Source organism: Lederbergia lenta NBRC 16444 (genome assembly GCF_001591545.1).
Taxonomy (GTDB): domain Bacteria; phylum Bacillota; class Bacilli; order Bacillales; family Bacillaceae_C; genus Lederbergia; species Lederbergia lenta.
In genome coordinates, this window is record NZ_BCVC01000001.1 from 820,182 (window position 1) to 834,338 (window position 14,157).

The 14,157-nt window shown below is 36.2% G+C and carries 16 protein-coding genes and 1 pseudogene; 9 read left to right on the forward strand and 8 right to left on the reverse strand.

Going from position 1 to position 14,157, the window contains the following annotated elements; all coding sequences use genetic code 11:
- Window positions 1–29 precede the first annotated feature (29 nt).
- Both BLE01S_RS03710 and BLE01S_RS03715 read left to right on the forward strand, forming a co-directional pair.
- A pseudogene (locus BLE01S_RS03710) lies at window positions 30–735 on the forward strand (tRNA (adenine(22)-N(1))-methyltransferase).
- Window positions 732–1,850 carry a Nif3-like dinuclear metal center hexameric protein gene (locus BLE01S_RS03715; RefSeq protein WP_066137414.1) on the forward strand — a complete coding sequence of 373 codons (1,119 nt, stop codon included), beginning with the start codon at window positions 732–734 and terminating at the stop codon, window positions 1,848–1,850. The pseudogene BLE01S_RS03710 and the gene BLE01S_RS03715 overlap by 4 nt, the downstream one beginning before the upstream one ends.
- A gap of 45 nt (window positions 1,851–1,895) precedes the next feature.
- Here the strand turns inward: BLE01S_RS03715 and BLE01S_RS03720 are convergent, their stop codons facing one another.
- Window positions 1,896–2,852 (reverse strand): 4-hydroxy-3-methylbut-2-enyl diphosphate reductase, encoded by a 957-nt coding sequence (locus BLE01S_RS03720; protein WP_066137415.1) that lies wholly within the window; start codon window positions 2,850–2,852, stop codon window positions 1,896–1,898.
- Window positions 2,853–2,963: 111 nt separating this feature from the next.
- A complete protein-coding gene (vrrA, locus tag BLE01S_RS03725; RefSeq protein ID WP_066137416.1) occupies window positions 2,964–3,461 on the reverse strand; it encodes a VrrA/YqfQ family protein in 498 nt (165 codons plus the stop codon).
- A 206-nt stretch (window positions 3,462–3,667) separates the two neighbouring features.
- Between vrrA and BLE01S_RS03730 the strand changes: the two genes are divergently transcribed.
- The gene (locus BLE01S_RS03730) at window positions 3,668–4,993 is read left to right on the forward strand and encodes a DEAD/DEAH box helicase (RefSeq protein ID WP_066137417.1); all 1,326 of its coding nucleotides are present in this window, start codon (window positions 3,668–3,670) and stop codon (window positions 4,991–4,993) included.
- A gap of 16 nt (window positions 4,994–5,009) precedes the next feature.
- Entirely contained in the window at window positions 5,010–5,912 is a 903-nt protein-coding gene (locus tag BLE01S_RS03735; RefSeq protein ID WP_066137418.1) for a deoxyribonuclease IV, read from the forward strand.
- 216 nt (window positions 5,913–6,128) lie between these two features.
- Here the strand turns inward: BLE01S_RS03735 and BLE01S_RS03740 are convergent, their stop codons facing one another.
- The gene (locus tag BLE01S_RS03740) at window positions 6,129–6,383 is read right to left on the reverse strand and encodes a DUF2624 domain-containing protein (RefSeq protein WP_066137419.1); all 255 of its coding nucleotides are present in this window, start codon (window positions 6,381–6,383) and stop codon (window positions 6,129–6,131) included.
- Between the two features lie 184 nt (window positions 6,384–6,567).
- Between BLE01S_RS03740 and BLE01S_RS03745 the strand changes: the two genes are divergently transcribed.
- Genes BLE01S_RS03745 through BLE01S_RS03755 form a run of 3 tightly spaced genes read left to right on the forward strand, consistent with a single transcriptional unit; the run spans window position 6,568 to window position 8,637 of the window.
- Window positions 6,568–7,335: a metal ABC transporter ATP-binding protein gene (locus BLE01S_RS03745; protein WP_066137420.1), complete on the forward strand. Its 768-nt coding sequence runs from the start codon at window positions 6,568–6,570 to the stop codon at window positions 7,333–7,335.
- A gap of 18 nt (window positions 7,336–7,353) precedes the next feature.
- Window positions 7,354–8,205, forward strand: coding sequence for a metal ABC transporter permease (locus BLE01S_RS03750; protein ID WP_066137421.1), 852 nt, complete (start codon window positions 7,354–7,356; stop codon window positions 8,203–8,205).
- A gap of 9 nt (window positions 8,206–8,214) precedes the next feature.
- The gene (locus BLE01S_RS03755) at window positions 8,215–8,637 is read left to right on the forward strand and encodes a Fur family transcriptional regulator (protein ID WP_066137422.1); all 423 of its coding nucleotides are present in this window, start codon (window positions 8,215–8,217) and stop codon (window positions 8,635–8,637) included.
- Here the strand turns inward: BLE01S_RS03755 and BLE01S_RS03760 are convergent.
- The 4 genes from BLE01S_RS03760 to BLE01S_RS03775 all read right to left on the reverse strand — a co-directional run bounded on the left by BLE01S_RS03760 (window position 8,634) and on the right by BLE01S_RS03775 (window position 11,590).
- Window positions 8,634–9,218 (reverse strand): 5' nucleotidase, NT5C type, encoded by a 585-nt coding sequence (locus BLE01S_RS03760; protein ID WP_066137423.1) that lies wholly within the window; start codon window positions 9,216–9,218, stop codon window positions 8,634–8,636. The two genes, BLE01S_RS03755 and BLE01S_RS03760, sit on opposite strands and share 4 nt — an antisense overlap.
- Window positions 9,219–9,310: 92 nt before the next feature.
- Window positions 9,311–10,438 carry a flavodoxin-dependent (E)-4-hydroxy-3-methylbut-2-enyl-diphosphate synthase gene (gene ispG, locus BLE01S_RS03765; RefSeq protein WP_066137424.1) on the reverse strand — a complete coding sequence of 376 codons (1,128 nt, stop codon included), beginning with the start codon at window positions 10,436–10,438 and terminating at the stop codon, window positions 9,311–9,313.
- A gap of 105 nt (window positions 10,439–10,543) precedes the next feature.
- Window positions 10,544–10,861 (reverse strand): protein YqfZ, encoded by a 318-nt coding sequence (gene yqfZ, locus BLE01S_RS03770; protein WP_066137425.1) that lies wholly within the window; start codon window positions 10,859–10,861, stop codon window positions 10,544–10,546.
- 207 nt (window positions 10,862–11,068) lie between these two features.
- Window positions 11,069–11,590 carry a DUF1189 family protein gene (locus BLE01S_RS03775; protein WP_066137426.1) on the reverse strand — a complete coding sequence of 174 codons (522 nt, stop codon included), beginning with the start codon at window positions 11,588–11,590 and terminating at the stop codon, window positions 11,069–11,071.
- A gap of 306 nt (window positions 11,591–11,896) precedes the next feature.
- Here BLE01S_RS03775 and BLE01S_RS03780 point away from each other — a divergent pair, with 306 nt between their 5' ends.
- Window positions 11,897–12,382: a DUF456 domain-containing protein gene (locus tag BLE01S_RS03780; protein WP_066137427.1), complete on the forward strand. Its 486-nt coding sequence runs from the start codon at window positions 11,897–11,899 to the stop codon at window positions 12,380–12,382.
- Between the two features lie 109 nt (window positions 12,383–12,491).
- The gene (gene sodA, locus BLE01S_RS03785) at window positions 12,492–13,100 is read left to right on the forward strand and encodes a superoxide dismutase SodA (RefSeq protein WP_066137428.1); all 609 of its coding nucleotides are present in this window, start codon (window positions 12,492–12,494) and stop codon (window positions 13,098–13,100) included.
- A gap of 61 nt (window positions 13,101–13,161) precedes the next feature.
- Here sodA and BLE01S_RS03790 read toward each other — a convergent pair whose 3' ends face one another.
- Complete coding sequence (locus BLE01S_RS03790; protein ID WP_066137429.1) at window positions 13,162–13,851, reverse strand: adenine nucleotide alpha hydrolase family protein; 690 nt, start codon at window positions 13,849–13,851, stop codon at window positions 13,162–13,164.
- Between the last annotated feature and the right edge of the window lie 306 nt (window positions 13,852–14,157).

Below are 14,157 nucleotides of genomic sequence, written 5' to 3' on the forward strand. Positions count from 1 at the left end.
TTTATCTTTACTAAAGAGGTGTATAAATAATGAATGTTAATAAATTATCTAAGAGGCTAGATCGGGTAGTTTCCTATGTCATTCCTGGATCAAAGATCGCCGATATCGGATCAGATCATGCTTATTTACCTTGCTATGCAATAAAACATGGTGTAGCCTCACGTGCGGTAGCTGGGGAAGTCGTAGAGGGGCCGTATCAAGCTGCAATACAGCAAGTGAACAGTTCCGGGGCTAAAGGATTTAATTGACGTCAGAAAAGGAAATGGGCTTGCCGTAATCGAAGCTGGGGAAGTAGATTGTATTGTAATTGCTGGAATGGGTGGGGCACTAATAACGGAAATATTGGAAACTGGGAAGGAAAAGCTCGAAGGGGTGAAGCGGTTAATCTTACAACCTAATTTAGCAGCTAATAATATTAGACGTTGGATGCTAGAAAATGAATGGCAACTAATTCATGAAAATATTCTTTGCGAAGATAATAAAAGCTATGAAGTTTTAGTTGCAGAAAAAGGAAATCCTTATCTTCCATATACTGATGAAAAAAAGGAAATTCTATTAGGTCCGTATTTATTACAAGAGAAAAATGAGATATTTCAACATAAATGGCTTCAAGAAATACAACAGTGGGAAAAAATTCTTCAACATCTTAAAAGCTCTGAAGAAAATGAGGCAAATAGAAGAAAGCAAAATGAATTATTAGAGAAAATTGATATGGTGAAGGAGGCATTATCATGAAAACAATAAATGGCCATGAATTCATTCAATTGTTCGAAACATTTTCTCCAAAAAAACATGCACTCGAAGGGGATCCAATTGGTTTGCAAATCGGTACGCTTAATAAGCAGATAAAAACAGTGATGATTGCTCTAGATGTCATGCCAGACGTAGTAGAAGAAGCAATAGAAAATGAAGTAGACTTAATTATCGCGCATCATCCACTTATTTTTCGTCCACTGAAAAATATATCATCGGAAGACCCTTCTGGAAAATTAATACAGCAGCTAATCAAACATGATATTGCTGTCTATGCTGCACATACGAACCTAGATGTATCAACTGGAGGAGTCAACGACATGTTGGCGGCCGCGTTAAAACTGAATGATACTTCTGTGCTAGCTCCTACATACGCACAACAACTTAAGAAGCTCGCAGTATTCGTACCAGAAAATGATGAAGCGATGGTTCTGCAAGCATTAGGAAATGCAGGGGCAGGAGCAATCGGTGAGTATAGGGAATGCTCATTCTCATCTGTCGGTACGGGTCGCTTTTTACCTGGAGAAAATGCAAACCCACATATTGGTAACCAAGGAAGTCTAGCGAGTGTAAGAGAAGTAAGGATTGAAACAGTTTATCCAGAAGAAATAGAAAAGAAAGTGATATCAGCTATGCTTAAAGCACATCCATATGAAGAACCGGCATATGATTTATATACACTCGATTTAAAAGCAGAAGAGCTTGGACTCGGAAGAATCGGTGAATTAACTGAAGAGATGTCTTTGGAAGAATTCGCATTGTATGTAAAAGCAGCGCTTGATTCAAACGGTGTGCGTGTGGTTGGAAATCTCCAGCAACGTGTAAAAAAGGTGGCAGTACTTGGGGGAGACGGCAATAAATATATGAAGCATGCGAAGTTTCATGGTGCAGATGTATATGTGACAGGTGATATATATTATCACACAGCACATGATGCAATGAATATAGGATTAAATATCGTTGATCCTGGACATAATGTAGAGAAAGTCATGAAAAAGGGCTTAACAGAAGTACTCCAAAAGATGAGTGAAGAGAAATGTTATGAAGTAAAAATAATATCTTCAGAAATTAATACAAATCCATTTACATTCATATAAGAAAAACCGGGCTGTTTGCCCGGTTTTTCTTATGGAAACACTTATTTAATTGGCAGGTAATTTCGGCTTTCTTACCTTTGGCAAAATTTTAGTTAATGGAACTTTATTTTCGCGGATCCATGTTGATTGATCAAACGGGTTAAATTGTTCTAAAAATGCAACGACTTCACGAACAATAGGGGTTGGAGTAGATGCACCCGCTGTCACTGCAACAGTTTTAGCGCTTTTTAACCAGTCGATTTCTATTTCACTTACATCTCCAACACGGTAGGCTTTCGTGTCGGCAATCTCTTCAGATACTTGTGTTAATCGGTTTGAGTTATTACTCATTGGATCGCCGACAACAATCAAGACATCAGCTTCACCAGCTTGTTCTGCAACTGCCTCTTGGCGAACCTGGGTGGCGAGACAAATTTCTTCATGCTTCTCAGCTTGAGGATATTTTTCTTTCACTTTTTCCATGATTGCCTTGACATCCCATTGACTCATCGTTGTTTGATTCGTCACGATAATTTTCTCGTTCTTGACGTTTAACTCATCAAGATCCTCAAGTGTTTCAACGAGGTGAACAATATCAGGAGCAACTCCAACTGCTCCTTCTGGTTCAGGATGTCCTTTTTTACCAATGTAGATTACGTCATAACCCTCTGCCTTTTTCTCACGAATGAGATCGTGAGTGATTGTTACATCTGGGCATGTCGCATCAATTGCGGTAAGTCCTTTTTTCTCGGCGAGCTCTCGAACTTCTGGTGAGACGCCATGAGCTGTGAAAATAACAGTTCCGCTATCAACTTGTTCAAGAATCTCTTTACGATTCGGTCCATCAAGTGTGATAATACCATCTTCAGCGAAAGCATCTGTTACATGTTTATTGTGAACAATCATTCCCAAAATATAAATAGGGCGTGGTAATGATTTGTCTAGTGCCGCATTACGGGCAATGACCATGGCATCAACTACTCCATAGCAATAACCTCGTGGTGAAATCTTTATTATTTGCATTCAAATCCTCCTGACCGCAGGCTAAGGCCTGAAATCTATTGAACTCACATCTATATTATATATAAATCTAATAGAAAAGCCAAATAGATGGAGTTTAGAATAGTAGACAGATTAAGATATATACAATTTGGGAACAGATTTCCCTTGCTTATCCTTTGGCGGAGGTTTAATCGTTTTGATCTTGTTCGTACTGTTTTCTTGGAGATCATTTTCAATTATTTTTGTTTCTACTGGTTTCTCTGTTTCCTCTGTTTCCATTGGATTGTCTTTAAAAGCCCTGTACAACTTCCACATAGATGGTAGGTTCTTGACCATAGGTCCATATTGTTGAACCACAGGACCAAATTTCTGGGCAGTGTTTAATACTTGTTGAGTTTGATTTAAAAAAGAGCTGATTTTTTGCGGATTAGCCAAACTTTGGATGAGGGAAGTATTTGTTCCAGCTCGACTAAAGCCGTTTGCAGCTGCGTTACCTACAGATGTACCTGTATTTCTTTGAAATAAATTCGATAGTATGCCACCTTTACCAGCTGCTGGCTGAGAATTACGCATTGGGCCGTATTGCTGTGGCATTTGTCTTTGCATGGATCTCATCATATTACGTTGCAAAATTTACATCCTCCTTTCTGAGACTCTATAGTGTATACATTATGCAACTTTTAATAAAAGGATTAGTTAAATGCCTTGCGCCATGATATAGTTTCATGAAAACACCTTAATATATTTGCAAAATAGATAGCCCTCATTGTGCATGCTTTCTTTATGGTTTATAATAATGGATTGAGGGGTTGTCCCTATTAAAGGAGTGAACGGATATGACTGAACATACATTTGATCGATTCGAATTTAAATCATTTATAAATAAAGCAATCGAAGAACTGGGCTTTAGAGAACCTACTGAAATCCAAAATAAGATGATTCCATTATTTTTAAAAGGTAAAAGTGCCATTGGACAGTCACAAACAGGTACTGGCAAGACGCATGCCTATATACTGCCAATGATTGAAGCAATTGACCCGCATCGCCAGGAAGTTCAAGCTGTCATTACTGCACCGACAAGAGAATTAGCAAACCAAATTTATCATGAGATTCTAAAAATTACAGAGCACTTAGAAAATGAAACGATTACTACACGTTGTTATATCGGTGGAACGGATAAACAGCGAACAATAAACAAGTTAAAACAACAACCGCAAATTGTCGTAGGAACACCAGGACGCATCAATGATCTTGTAAAAGAACAGGCGTTGTTTGTGCATACTGCTTCTGTATTGGTAGTAGATGAGGCTGATTTAATGCTTGATATGGGTTTCCTGCATGATGTGGATAAAATTGCCGGGAAAATGCCTAAAGAGCTACAAATGCTCGTATTTTCTGCCACGATACCAGAAAAATTAAAGCCCTTTTTAAAGAAGTATATGGAAAACCCTGCTTTTGAGCATGTACAACCGAAGCAAGTTTTTGCTGAAAATATCGAACATATCCTCGTACCACAAAGAAGTAGGGAAAAGGTAGATCTGCTCAAAGAGATGTTGGTTTCTTATAATCCCTATTTGGCCATTGTATTTGTAAATACTAAACAAATGGCCGACAAAGTGGCGGAACAACTAAGTGAACGTGGGTTAAAAGTTGGAAAAATACATGGTGATTTAACGTCTAGAGATCGTAGGAAAATGATGAAGCAAATTCGTGATTTGGAGTATCAATACATTGTTGCAACAGATTTGGCTGCAAGAGGTATCGATATTCAAGGAATTAGTCACGTCATCAATTATGAGCTACCTAGAGATTTGGACTTTTATATTCACCGATCAGGTCGTACTGCACGAGCGGGAAATAAAGGATTAGCGGTTACAATATATGGGCAAGCAGACGAAGATGCTTTGGTTCAATTAGAGAAAATGGGAATTGAATTCACTCATCTTGATTTAGTTAAGCATGAATGGGTGGAGATAAAAGATCGTAATCGCCGTAAAAATCGCAAAAAGACCGTGGATGAAGTGGAAATAAAAGCGCGGAAATTTGTCAGAAAGCCATCCAAAGTAAAGCCGGGATATAAAAAGAAAATGAAAGAAGAAATAGAGCAAATTAAGAAGCGGGAACGTCGAGTGAATAAGCGATCTAAAAATCAAGGGAAATAAAGGGGTTGTTTAGGATATGTTAAAAATTGGTTCACACGTATCGATGAGCGGAAAGAAAATGCTACTTGGAGCGAGTGAAGAAGCTGTGTCTTATGGTGCAAACACATTAATGGTTTATACAGGAGCACCACAAAACACACGCCGAAAAAGTATTGAGGATTTAAACATTGAGGCAGGGCTTTTGCATATGAAGGAAAATGGCATTGAGGAGTTTATCGTGCATGCTCCATACATCATTAATATCGCCAATACAGTAAATCCAGCCACATTTGAACTCGGTGTAAACTTTCTCCGCTCTGAAATTGAAAGAACAGCTGCGATTGGTTCCAAACAAATTGTCCTCCATCCTGGTGCACATGTAGGTGAAGGTGCTGAGAAGGGGATTCAGAAAATCATTGAAGGTCTTAACGAAGTATTGACAGAAGACCAAGAAGTACAAATTGCGCTTGAAACAATGGCAGGAAAAGGATCAGAGTGTGGGAGAACATTTGAGGAATTAGCGAAAATTATTGATGGTGTTCATCATAAAGATAAGCTCTCTATCTGTATGGATACTTGTCATATACATGACGCGGGCTATGATATAGTTAATGATTTTGATGGCGTGCTAGAGACTTTTGATAAAACGATTGGTATAGATCGGATAAAAGTACTTCACATTAATGATAGTAAAAATGAATGTGGAGCTAAAAAAGACCGACACGAAAATATTGGTTTTGGATATATTGGATTTGATGCCTTAAGTTATATTATCCATCATCCGCAATTGACACATATACCGAAAATCTTGGAAACACCTTTTATTGGAGAAGATAAAAAAAATAAAAAGGCGCCTTATAAATATGAAATTGAAATGATCAAAAACAAAGTATTTGATGAGCAACTTCGTGGAAAAGTAATGGAGCTTGCTGTTAAATAAGGTAAAGCAAAATGAACTCCACTATGTGTATGGAGTTCATTTTGCTTTTTCTGTCTGGTAAGTGAAACGGAAGAGCCGGATGTTTTGGCATATATTATTTTCGCTGTAGTGCTATCGGACAAGTCCTCTAAAATTGTATAAATATAGGAAGTTCTCGAATGGCTACTTACTTTAGTCTTTTCATATCGTTTTTGGTTTATGTCATTCGTGTTCTAATTAGCTTGTAAATTGTATGAAAAGTTTATTCAATTCTCGAGCCGTTTCTGGTCCCGCCACTTTTGCGACCTCTTTAATTACCTGAGAACGTGTTCGATCATCGAAAATATCTAAATTTTTTCCATGTAAGTAGTTAGCTATTTTTTCTGCCTGTGGTTTTGCGATTTGAATATTAACCTGGCTAGCATACTTTAATAAATCCTCTGTGGTTATACTGTTAATTTTGTAATTGACCATATTTTTTAATAGCTTCATTAGGCATCACTCCTCATCAATATGTATGTTTGAGAGAAGGAATTTGTGACAGTAAAATTAATATATGCCTAATTTATATCACTGAAGTATACTGATGCTTATCTATTTACAAGTCAAGCAAGGTTGTGTATAATTTTTTTATGAGTAAATCGGAATGATTCTGATTATAAGAGGATGTATACAAATGACGCAAAAAGCAATTATTGAAATAAAAAATGCGAGTTTTCGTTATGATCGAGAAAATGTGCTTGAACATATAAACTTAACAATCCCATCTGGGTCATTCCTTGGTCTTGTCGGGCCGAATGGATCTGGAAAGTCAACATTACTTAAACTAATTCTTGGGTTATTAAAGCCTCAAGAAGGGGAAATATCATTATTCGGTCAACCGCAAAGCAAATTTAAGGAATGGAATCGAATTGGTTTTGTTTCCCAAAAAGCTAATTCTTTTAATAGTGGTTTTCCAGCAACTGTATTTGAAGTAGTCGCAAGTGGGTTAACTGGGAAAATTGGGTTATTTCGTTTCATTGGTCAAGGTAGAAAAAATGATATTATGGAAGCAATAAAATCTGTCGGATTAGAAAAATTTACCAATAGGAATATCGGAGAACTTTCGGGCGGGCAGCAACAAAGGGTTTTTATTGCTCGAGCTATTGTTTCAAAACCGGACATTCTTATTCTTGATGAGCCAACAGTTGGGGTGGACGCGAGAAATGTAAAATCTTTTTATGAGATGCTAGATATATTGAATAAAGAATTGGGAATTACTTTGCTTTTAGTTACCCACGATATCGGCACCATTACAAATAAAGTAACACATGTAGCTTGCTTAAATAAACATTTACATTTCCATGGAGTTACAGAAGAATTTGAGAAGTTAAATCCCGAGGATTTGTCTTCTTTTTATCACCATGATGTGCATGTCTTATCACATGATCACGAGTCTCATTAAGAAGGTGGATACAATTAAATGATTACAGCGATTTTTCAGTACGATTTTTTAAAAAACACATTTTTAACCGGCATATTAATTGGATTAATAGCTCCACTACTTGGCACGTTTATAGTTGTTAGGAGGCTTTCATTAATAGCGGATGCGTTAAGCCATGTTACACTTTCGGGTATCGCAGCAAGCTTGTTTTTGAGTAAAAAAACATTGTTGTTTGCAGGAATGAATCCATTATATTTAGGTATGGCCTTTTCTGTACTGGGTTCGATATTTATTGAACGATTGAGAAGTGTGTATAAACATTATCAAGAGCTCGCAATTCCGATCATTTTATCAGGAGGGATAGGGATTGGTGTTATATTTATTTCACTAGCAGATGGATTTAATACTGATTTACTTAACTATTTATTCGGAAGCGTTAGTGCAGTGAGTAAAACAGATTTATATGTTATTTTAGCAATCAGTGCGTTTGTTATTCTCGCAGTGATCATGTTATACAAAGAACTATTTTTATTGTCTTTTGATGAAGAACATGCAAAAACATCTGGAATTCCAGCTAAAGGGATTCATTTCTTATTCATGGTTATGATTGCTCTAGTAATTGCAGCATCTATGCGAATAGTTGGTATACTGCTTGTCTCTGCTTTAATGACACTCCCGGTAGCTGCAAGTATGAGAATTGCACGTGGGTTTAAACAAACGATTTATTTGTCGATATTATTTGGAGAGACTGCGGTAATTGGAGGACTTATTAGTGCCTATTATTTAGACCTTGCACCTGGTGGAACCATCGTAATGATAGCAATTGCCATATTACTTATTGTGATAGGTTATAAAAAGATTCAAAGTAATAGACCGATAAATATAAATTGAGGTGAGGACATGCATATTGCTGAAGCGATTCAGACAGTAAAAAATAAAGGATATAAAGTTACTGGAAAGCGGGAGCAGATGCTTGAAATTTTCGCAACCAATAATAAATATTTAACCGCTAAAGACGTGTTTGAGGAGATGCAAGTCGATTACCCTGGGTTAAGTTTCGATACAATCTATCGAAATCTATCGCTTTTTTATGATTTAGAAATACTAGAGGCGACAGACCTTGCAGGTGAAAAGCATTTTCGTTATACATGTACTACTCATGATCATCATCACCATTTTATCTGCTTAGATTGCGGTGGGTCAAAAGCGATCAAGGCTTGTCCGATGGAATTTGTTACAGAGGACTTGGGGGCGTATGATGTGGTTGATCATAAGTTTGAAATATATGGGAGATGTCCAAAATGTAAACAAGAAGCCAGTTAGGCTTCTTGTTTATTTTCAATGTTAAGCCAATTTTCAACCCAATTTTCTGCCTCTTGCCAATTATAAACGCGAATTACATTTTCTGGTGAAGGTTTTCTGTTATAAGGAGTGTCAAAAAGGATAACTGGTATATTCAATTCCTCTGAGATTGCTACGGCATTATCATGTTTATCTTCAAAAAATAAATCGATTTGGTGTTTTTTTGCTGTTGAAACTTTATCGTGGGAGCCGATTAATTCAATGTGATGATAATCGATAGCATGGGTATGAAACCAAGCTTCTGTAACATCCCTTAGAGTATTTGCTCTGGCGCTAATAAAGTATAAATCATGCTCGTTAATCCATTTAGATAATACTGGTTTTGCTCCAACAGCAAGTGGAGATTGAGAATAAATCTCCGGTTCTGCAGTTACAAACCATTCATAAAAGGAATCTTTCGGGATATTCAAACACTCTGTAATTTCATACTCTGTTAAATCCTCCAAAGTAATGTCTAATTGAAATGCTTTATTTATATGTGGTACGAGGGATGTCGGACATGTGACTGTTCCATCGATATCAATGCCAAATCTTTTCTGCAATTTAAATAATCTCCTTTACAGCATCTAATCTCATATTTAGTGAACGATCAATTTTAATAAAACAGCACGGTTTTATTGCCGTGCTGTTTTCATTAATTTACAATATTTTCTTTTTCTTTTTCTAGTTTTTCTTCTTCTTGTTTTTTGAAATATTCTTCAGCCATTATATCAATTTCCTTTTTCAATTCCTCAACCATTGTCTCTTCTGGAACTTTCCTAACTGTTTTTCCTTTTTTGAATAATAATCCTTCACCACGAGCACCTGCAATACCAATATCAGCTTCACGAGCTTCACCTGGTCCATTTACGGCACATCCTAAAACGGATATTTTCAGTGGTGCTTTAATATGTTGAATATATTCTTCGACTTCATTAGCAATGCTGATTAAGTCAATTTCAATTCTTCCACATGTAGGGCAAGAGACAAGTGTAGCGGCATTAGAGATGAGACCGAATGATTTAAGTAGTTCACGGGCTACTTTTACTTCTTCTACTGGGTCTGCACTTAAAGAAATACGTAATGTATTTCCAATACCTTTGCTTAAGATAGCGCCTAGCCCTGCTGCACTTTTGATTGTCCCAGCAAAAAGCGTTCCACTTTCTGTGATGCCAAGATGGAGAGGATAGTCAAATGCTCTTGCTGCTTTTTCATAAGCTTCAATTGCTAAATTGACATCCGATGCTTTCATTGAAACAATGATGTCATGAAAATCTAAGTCTTCAAGAATTTTGATGTGATGAAGCGCGCTTTCCACCATGCCATCAGCAGTCGGATAACCGTATTTATTAACGATATGCCTTTCTAAGCTTCCTGCGTTTACTCCGATACGAATCGGAATGCCTTTCGCTTTAGCTGCTTTAACAACTGCCTCTACTTTTTCTCGGCGTCCAATATTTCCTGGATTGATCCGAATTTTATCTGCGCCGCCCTCGATTGCAATTAGAGCAAGTTTATAATCGAAATGAATATCTACTACGAGCGGTATGGTAATTCTTTTTTTGATTTCTGAGATGGCTCTTGCTGCTCTTTCGTCAGGACATGCAACTCTAACGATTTGGCAACCTGCCTCTGTTAAACGATTAATTTCATCAACCGTTGCTTTTACGTCATGTGTTTTAGACATAGTCATACTTTGAATAATGAGTTCGTCACTTCCGCCGATCGTTAAGTTACCAACCTTAACGGGACGCGTTTTCGAACGATGTATTATTTCACCCAAGGGTTTTTCTCTCCTTTTAATTAACGAAGAATTATAGTTGCGTACTCATTGTAACAATTTTATACCTATATTGACAACATTCAGCTATTATTTTATGAAGGTGAATTAGCGATATAATGGGAATTTGTACGTTTCTCCAGTTTGGATTTGCTCAGGCTTCACACCATTATTAAAATCCGTAAAGTCGTCCACAGCTTGTTCGATTGAAACAGGTAAAGAGCCTTGAGTTAACTGTTCAAGAACAGATAACACTGTATCACCTTGTTTAATTTCGATAAGTGTATAAGTGTTATTTCCCTTTATCATTTCATCAGATGTTGAGATGGAATGTATCTCGTTATTTGGAAGCGTACCAACGGTCAAATCATGATACATACTATAGATTACGATTATTCCTACGATTAAAGCTGCGATGCTTTTCATTATAAATCCCCGCCTCATTATATAGATGTGACATCTATATGAGAGTGAAAGCAGTATTATTCCTAAAAATTTTATTTTATAAAGTAAGTATAAGTAGTTATTCAATTGAGCTTGTTGTCTAAATACAGTCGCTAATGATTATAAGCCAATCTACTAAGAAGTAAATATCAATCTTCTTAATGGATTGGCATATGCTTATCACAGATTCTAAACAAGCTTTTTAAGCTTTTGTTTTGGTATTTTTGAAATGCTTATGAGTATATAAATTGAAGATGCCAATAGATCAATAATGAATGCACCAGGTATTTCCAGATTAAACAAAGTCATCAGGCTGAACAGTAAGGTGGAGAATGTGATACTGAACGTGGTTAGTCGCCAACCTTGTCTGTATGGTAATGTGCGATTCAGTAGTTTAGCTAGTAACAAAGCAATGGCAGCTAATATTGTTATTTTACATACGATTACCCCAGCGTTAAAAATATACATAAAGAGAATATAAATTGGTAAAATGATCATTAGGCTCCCTGTATCTAAATCGAAACCTGGCACTAAGATGGAAGAGTCTTTATTAGAAATTAATATACGATAGAAACCGGGTAAAAAGTATAGTATAGCGAGGGAAAAAACATATTGCAGCGTTTTACCTATACCGATAAATCTGTATTTTGCAATACTCATCCCTGAATAAAGGCTTTTAAAAAACATTGTAAAAATAGATATATTTTTCACTGGATCACTTCCTATTTGCATAATCAATCCTTTATAGTGTAGATGTGATCAACTTTATAATTCAAGCATTTTTGATAAAAGTGCTTAATTGTTCGGAAATTTGTTTTCTTCAATATTATTTAATTGCATCAATTTAACAATAGAGAAACTCAAATGGAAATCTGAACAGAGTTGATTTTCACTGCAGCCTTTAAGGTTAAAACCTTCTATTAGGGAATTAATGAACGCACTTTCTTGTGAATGTTCAGATTAAGCAATGAGAAATTAACTCAATTGTAAGGAAAATGAATAAAAAGGAAGTGTCGTATGGAAATAGTATATTGGTTACTAGTTATTATTCTCATTATAATTGCATTTGTAGGGCTTGTGTATCCTATTATCCCAAGTGTATTATTTTTGGCAGGGGCTTTTATACTTTATGGTTTGTTGTTTTCATTTGAGCCATTAAACTGGTTGTTTTGGCTTGTTCAATCATTATTCCTCCTTTTACTTTTTATTGCTGATCATCTTGCTAACATAATAGGAGTGAGAAAATTCGACGGATCAAAAGCTGGAATGTGGGGGAGTACCATTGGTATTTTGGTTGGACCGTTTATTATTCCAGTCTTTGGTATTTTAATAGGTCCGTTTCTTGGAGCAGTAATTGGAGAATTAATTATGAACAGAACAAAGTTTACTTTAGCTATAAAAATAGGTATAGGTTCTGTCGTTGGCTTTATTAGTAGTGTGGCAGTGAAGGGAATCATTCAAATCATAATGGTCGCTTATTTTCTCTTTCTTATTTTTAAATAATAATTAATCAGGCATAAAGTTTGAATGAAGTGTCCAATTTTGATAATCTTAAGGTGTAACCGCTTGAATCGTTTAATGATTCAAAATAATTACATAGGAGGAATATTAAATGGCATACGAATTACCGCAACTTCCTTATGGATACGATGCTCTTGAGCCTCATATTGACAAGGAGACAATGAATATTCACCACACAAAACATCACAACACATACGTAACAAACTTGAACAAAGCTTTGGAAGGAAATTCCGAGCTTGCAAGCAAGTCAGTAGAAGAGTTGATTTCGGATCTTGATTCTGTTCCTGAATCTATCCGTACAGCAGTCCGCAATAACGGTGGGGGACATGCAAACCACTCATTGTTTTGGAAACTACTTTCACCTGAAGGTGGCGGAGAACCTGCTGGTTCATTAGCAGAAGCGATCAACAGCAAATTTGGCAGCTTTGATAAATTCAAAGAAGCATTTGCTGCAGCAGGAGCTGGACGTTTTGGTTCTGGCTGGGCTTGGTTAATTCTAAATAACGGAGAAGTTGAAATTACAAGTACTCCGAATCAAGATAGCCCACTAATGGAAGGTAAAACGCCTTTATTAGGACTTGACGTATGGGAGCATGCATATTATTTGAAATACCAAAATCGTCGTCCAGAGTATATGAATGCGTTCTGGAATGTCGTTAATTGGGACGAAGTTCAAAAATTATATGATGCAGCAAAATAATGGTAAATAAAAGGGTGTTCATGAGCCAAACTCATGAACACCCTTTTTATTTTTATATGTTTCATTTTTTTAGGACTTCTTCTTTAATATATGGACAGAAATGGATGGGTTCAGTAACTTTATCGTCTGTAATATGAACTTGACATGTTTTATTATCTTTCATGAATTTAAAAACACCATTATTAAAATCTGTACCAATTTCTTTGTAGAAGATTCCCTCATGGTTTACTTGTTTAGAACTAGAAAAACTAAGTTGATAATTATCTCCATCTTTCACCAAATAACCACGAACGCCCTTTTCGTAATATTCTTCCTCTTCACTTTTTATGGACCGATCGATCGATACGACATGAAAATCAACGAATGGGATATCTCTTAATAATACATTCAGGAACGATCCCTTTGTGATTTCTTCCCATCTACTTTGTGCGGTCTGACCGATAATAATTTGTGTGATATTAAAATGATGGGCTACTTCAGCAATCACTTTACTAGAAGGTCGCTTCTCATTATCTTTGAGGATAAATTCATCAATATCTAATTCCGTTACTAATTCTTTCCAACTATCAACATACCCAGACTTTTCCGCGTCAAACTCGTCATACGGAAGTGGATCGACCGTCAATACATATAAAGGGCAATCCATTATACTCGCCATTTTATGACCACGTCTAATCAGACGTTCTCCATTTGGACCATAATACACACAAACAAGAATACACTCATCCATACGCCCTTTTACTTTTTTCACGGCGATAGTCACCTCTTTATTTCTTATTAATCACCCATAATGTCACACTCTAATGATAGAATTAAAACTTAATCATCATAGACGATTAGAGATAATATTGCAAGCTTTAATTTATTCTATTATGTGGGGAATTTGTGAAAAAACACGTTTTATTACAAATCTATTATCAAAAGGAAACTTCAAATCGTGCATGATAAATAATATTAGTGTATAATTTGTCTTAAATATGCCCACTTAGTCTACTATTCCAACCAATCCAAATCGTCGGATTGAATTACTCCCCTTAGGCTAACTATTGAAGAAATA

Bases quoted from the DNA above. Each gene is read 5' to 3' on its own strand.
- BLE01S_RS03715 (WP_066137414.1), top strand. From the start codon at position 732: ATGAAAACAATAAATGGCCATGAATTCATTCAATTGTTCGAAACATTT.
- BLE01S_RS03720 (WP_066137415.1), bottom strand. From the start codon at position 2,852: ATGCAAATAATAAAGATTTCACCACGAGGTTATTGCTATGGAGTAGTT.
- BLE01S_RS03730 (WP_066137417.1), top strand. From the start codon at position 3,668: ATGACTGAACATACATTTGATCGATTCGAATTTAAATCATTTATAAAT.
- BLE01S_RS03735 (WP_066137418.1), top strand. From the start codon at position 5,010: ATGTTAAAAATTGGTTCACACGTATCGATGAGCGGAAAGAAAATGCTA.
- BLE01S_RS03740 (WP_066137419.1), bottom strand. From the start codon at position 6,383: ATGAAGCTATTAAAAAATATGGTCAATTACAAAATTAACAGTATAACC.
- BLE01S_RS03745 (WP_066137420.1), top strand. From the start codon at position 6,568: ATGACGCAAAAAGCAATTATTGAAATAAAAAATGCGAGTTTTCGTTAT.
- BLE01S_RS03750 (WP_066137421.1), top strand. From the start codon at position 7,354: ATGATTACAGCGATTTTTCAGTACGATTTTTTAAAAAACACATTTTTA.
- BLE01S_RS03755 (WP_066137422.1), top strand. From the start codon at position 8,215: ATGCATATTGCTGAAGCGATTCAGACAGTAAAAAATAAAGGATATAAA.
- yqfZ (WP_066137425.1), bottom strand. From the start codon at position 10,861: ATGAAAAGCATCGCAGCTTTAATCGTAGGAATAATCGTAATCTATAGT.
- BLE01S_RS03780 (WP_066137427.1), top strand. From the start codon at position 11,897: ATGGAAATAGTATATTGGTTACTAGTTATTATTCTCATTATAATTGCA.
- sodA (WP_066137428.1), top strand. From the start codon at position 12,492: ATGGCATACGAATTACCGCAACTTCCTTATGGATACGATGCTCTTGAG.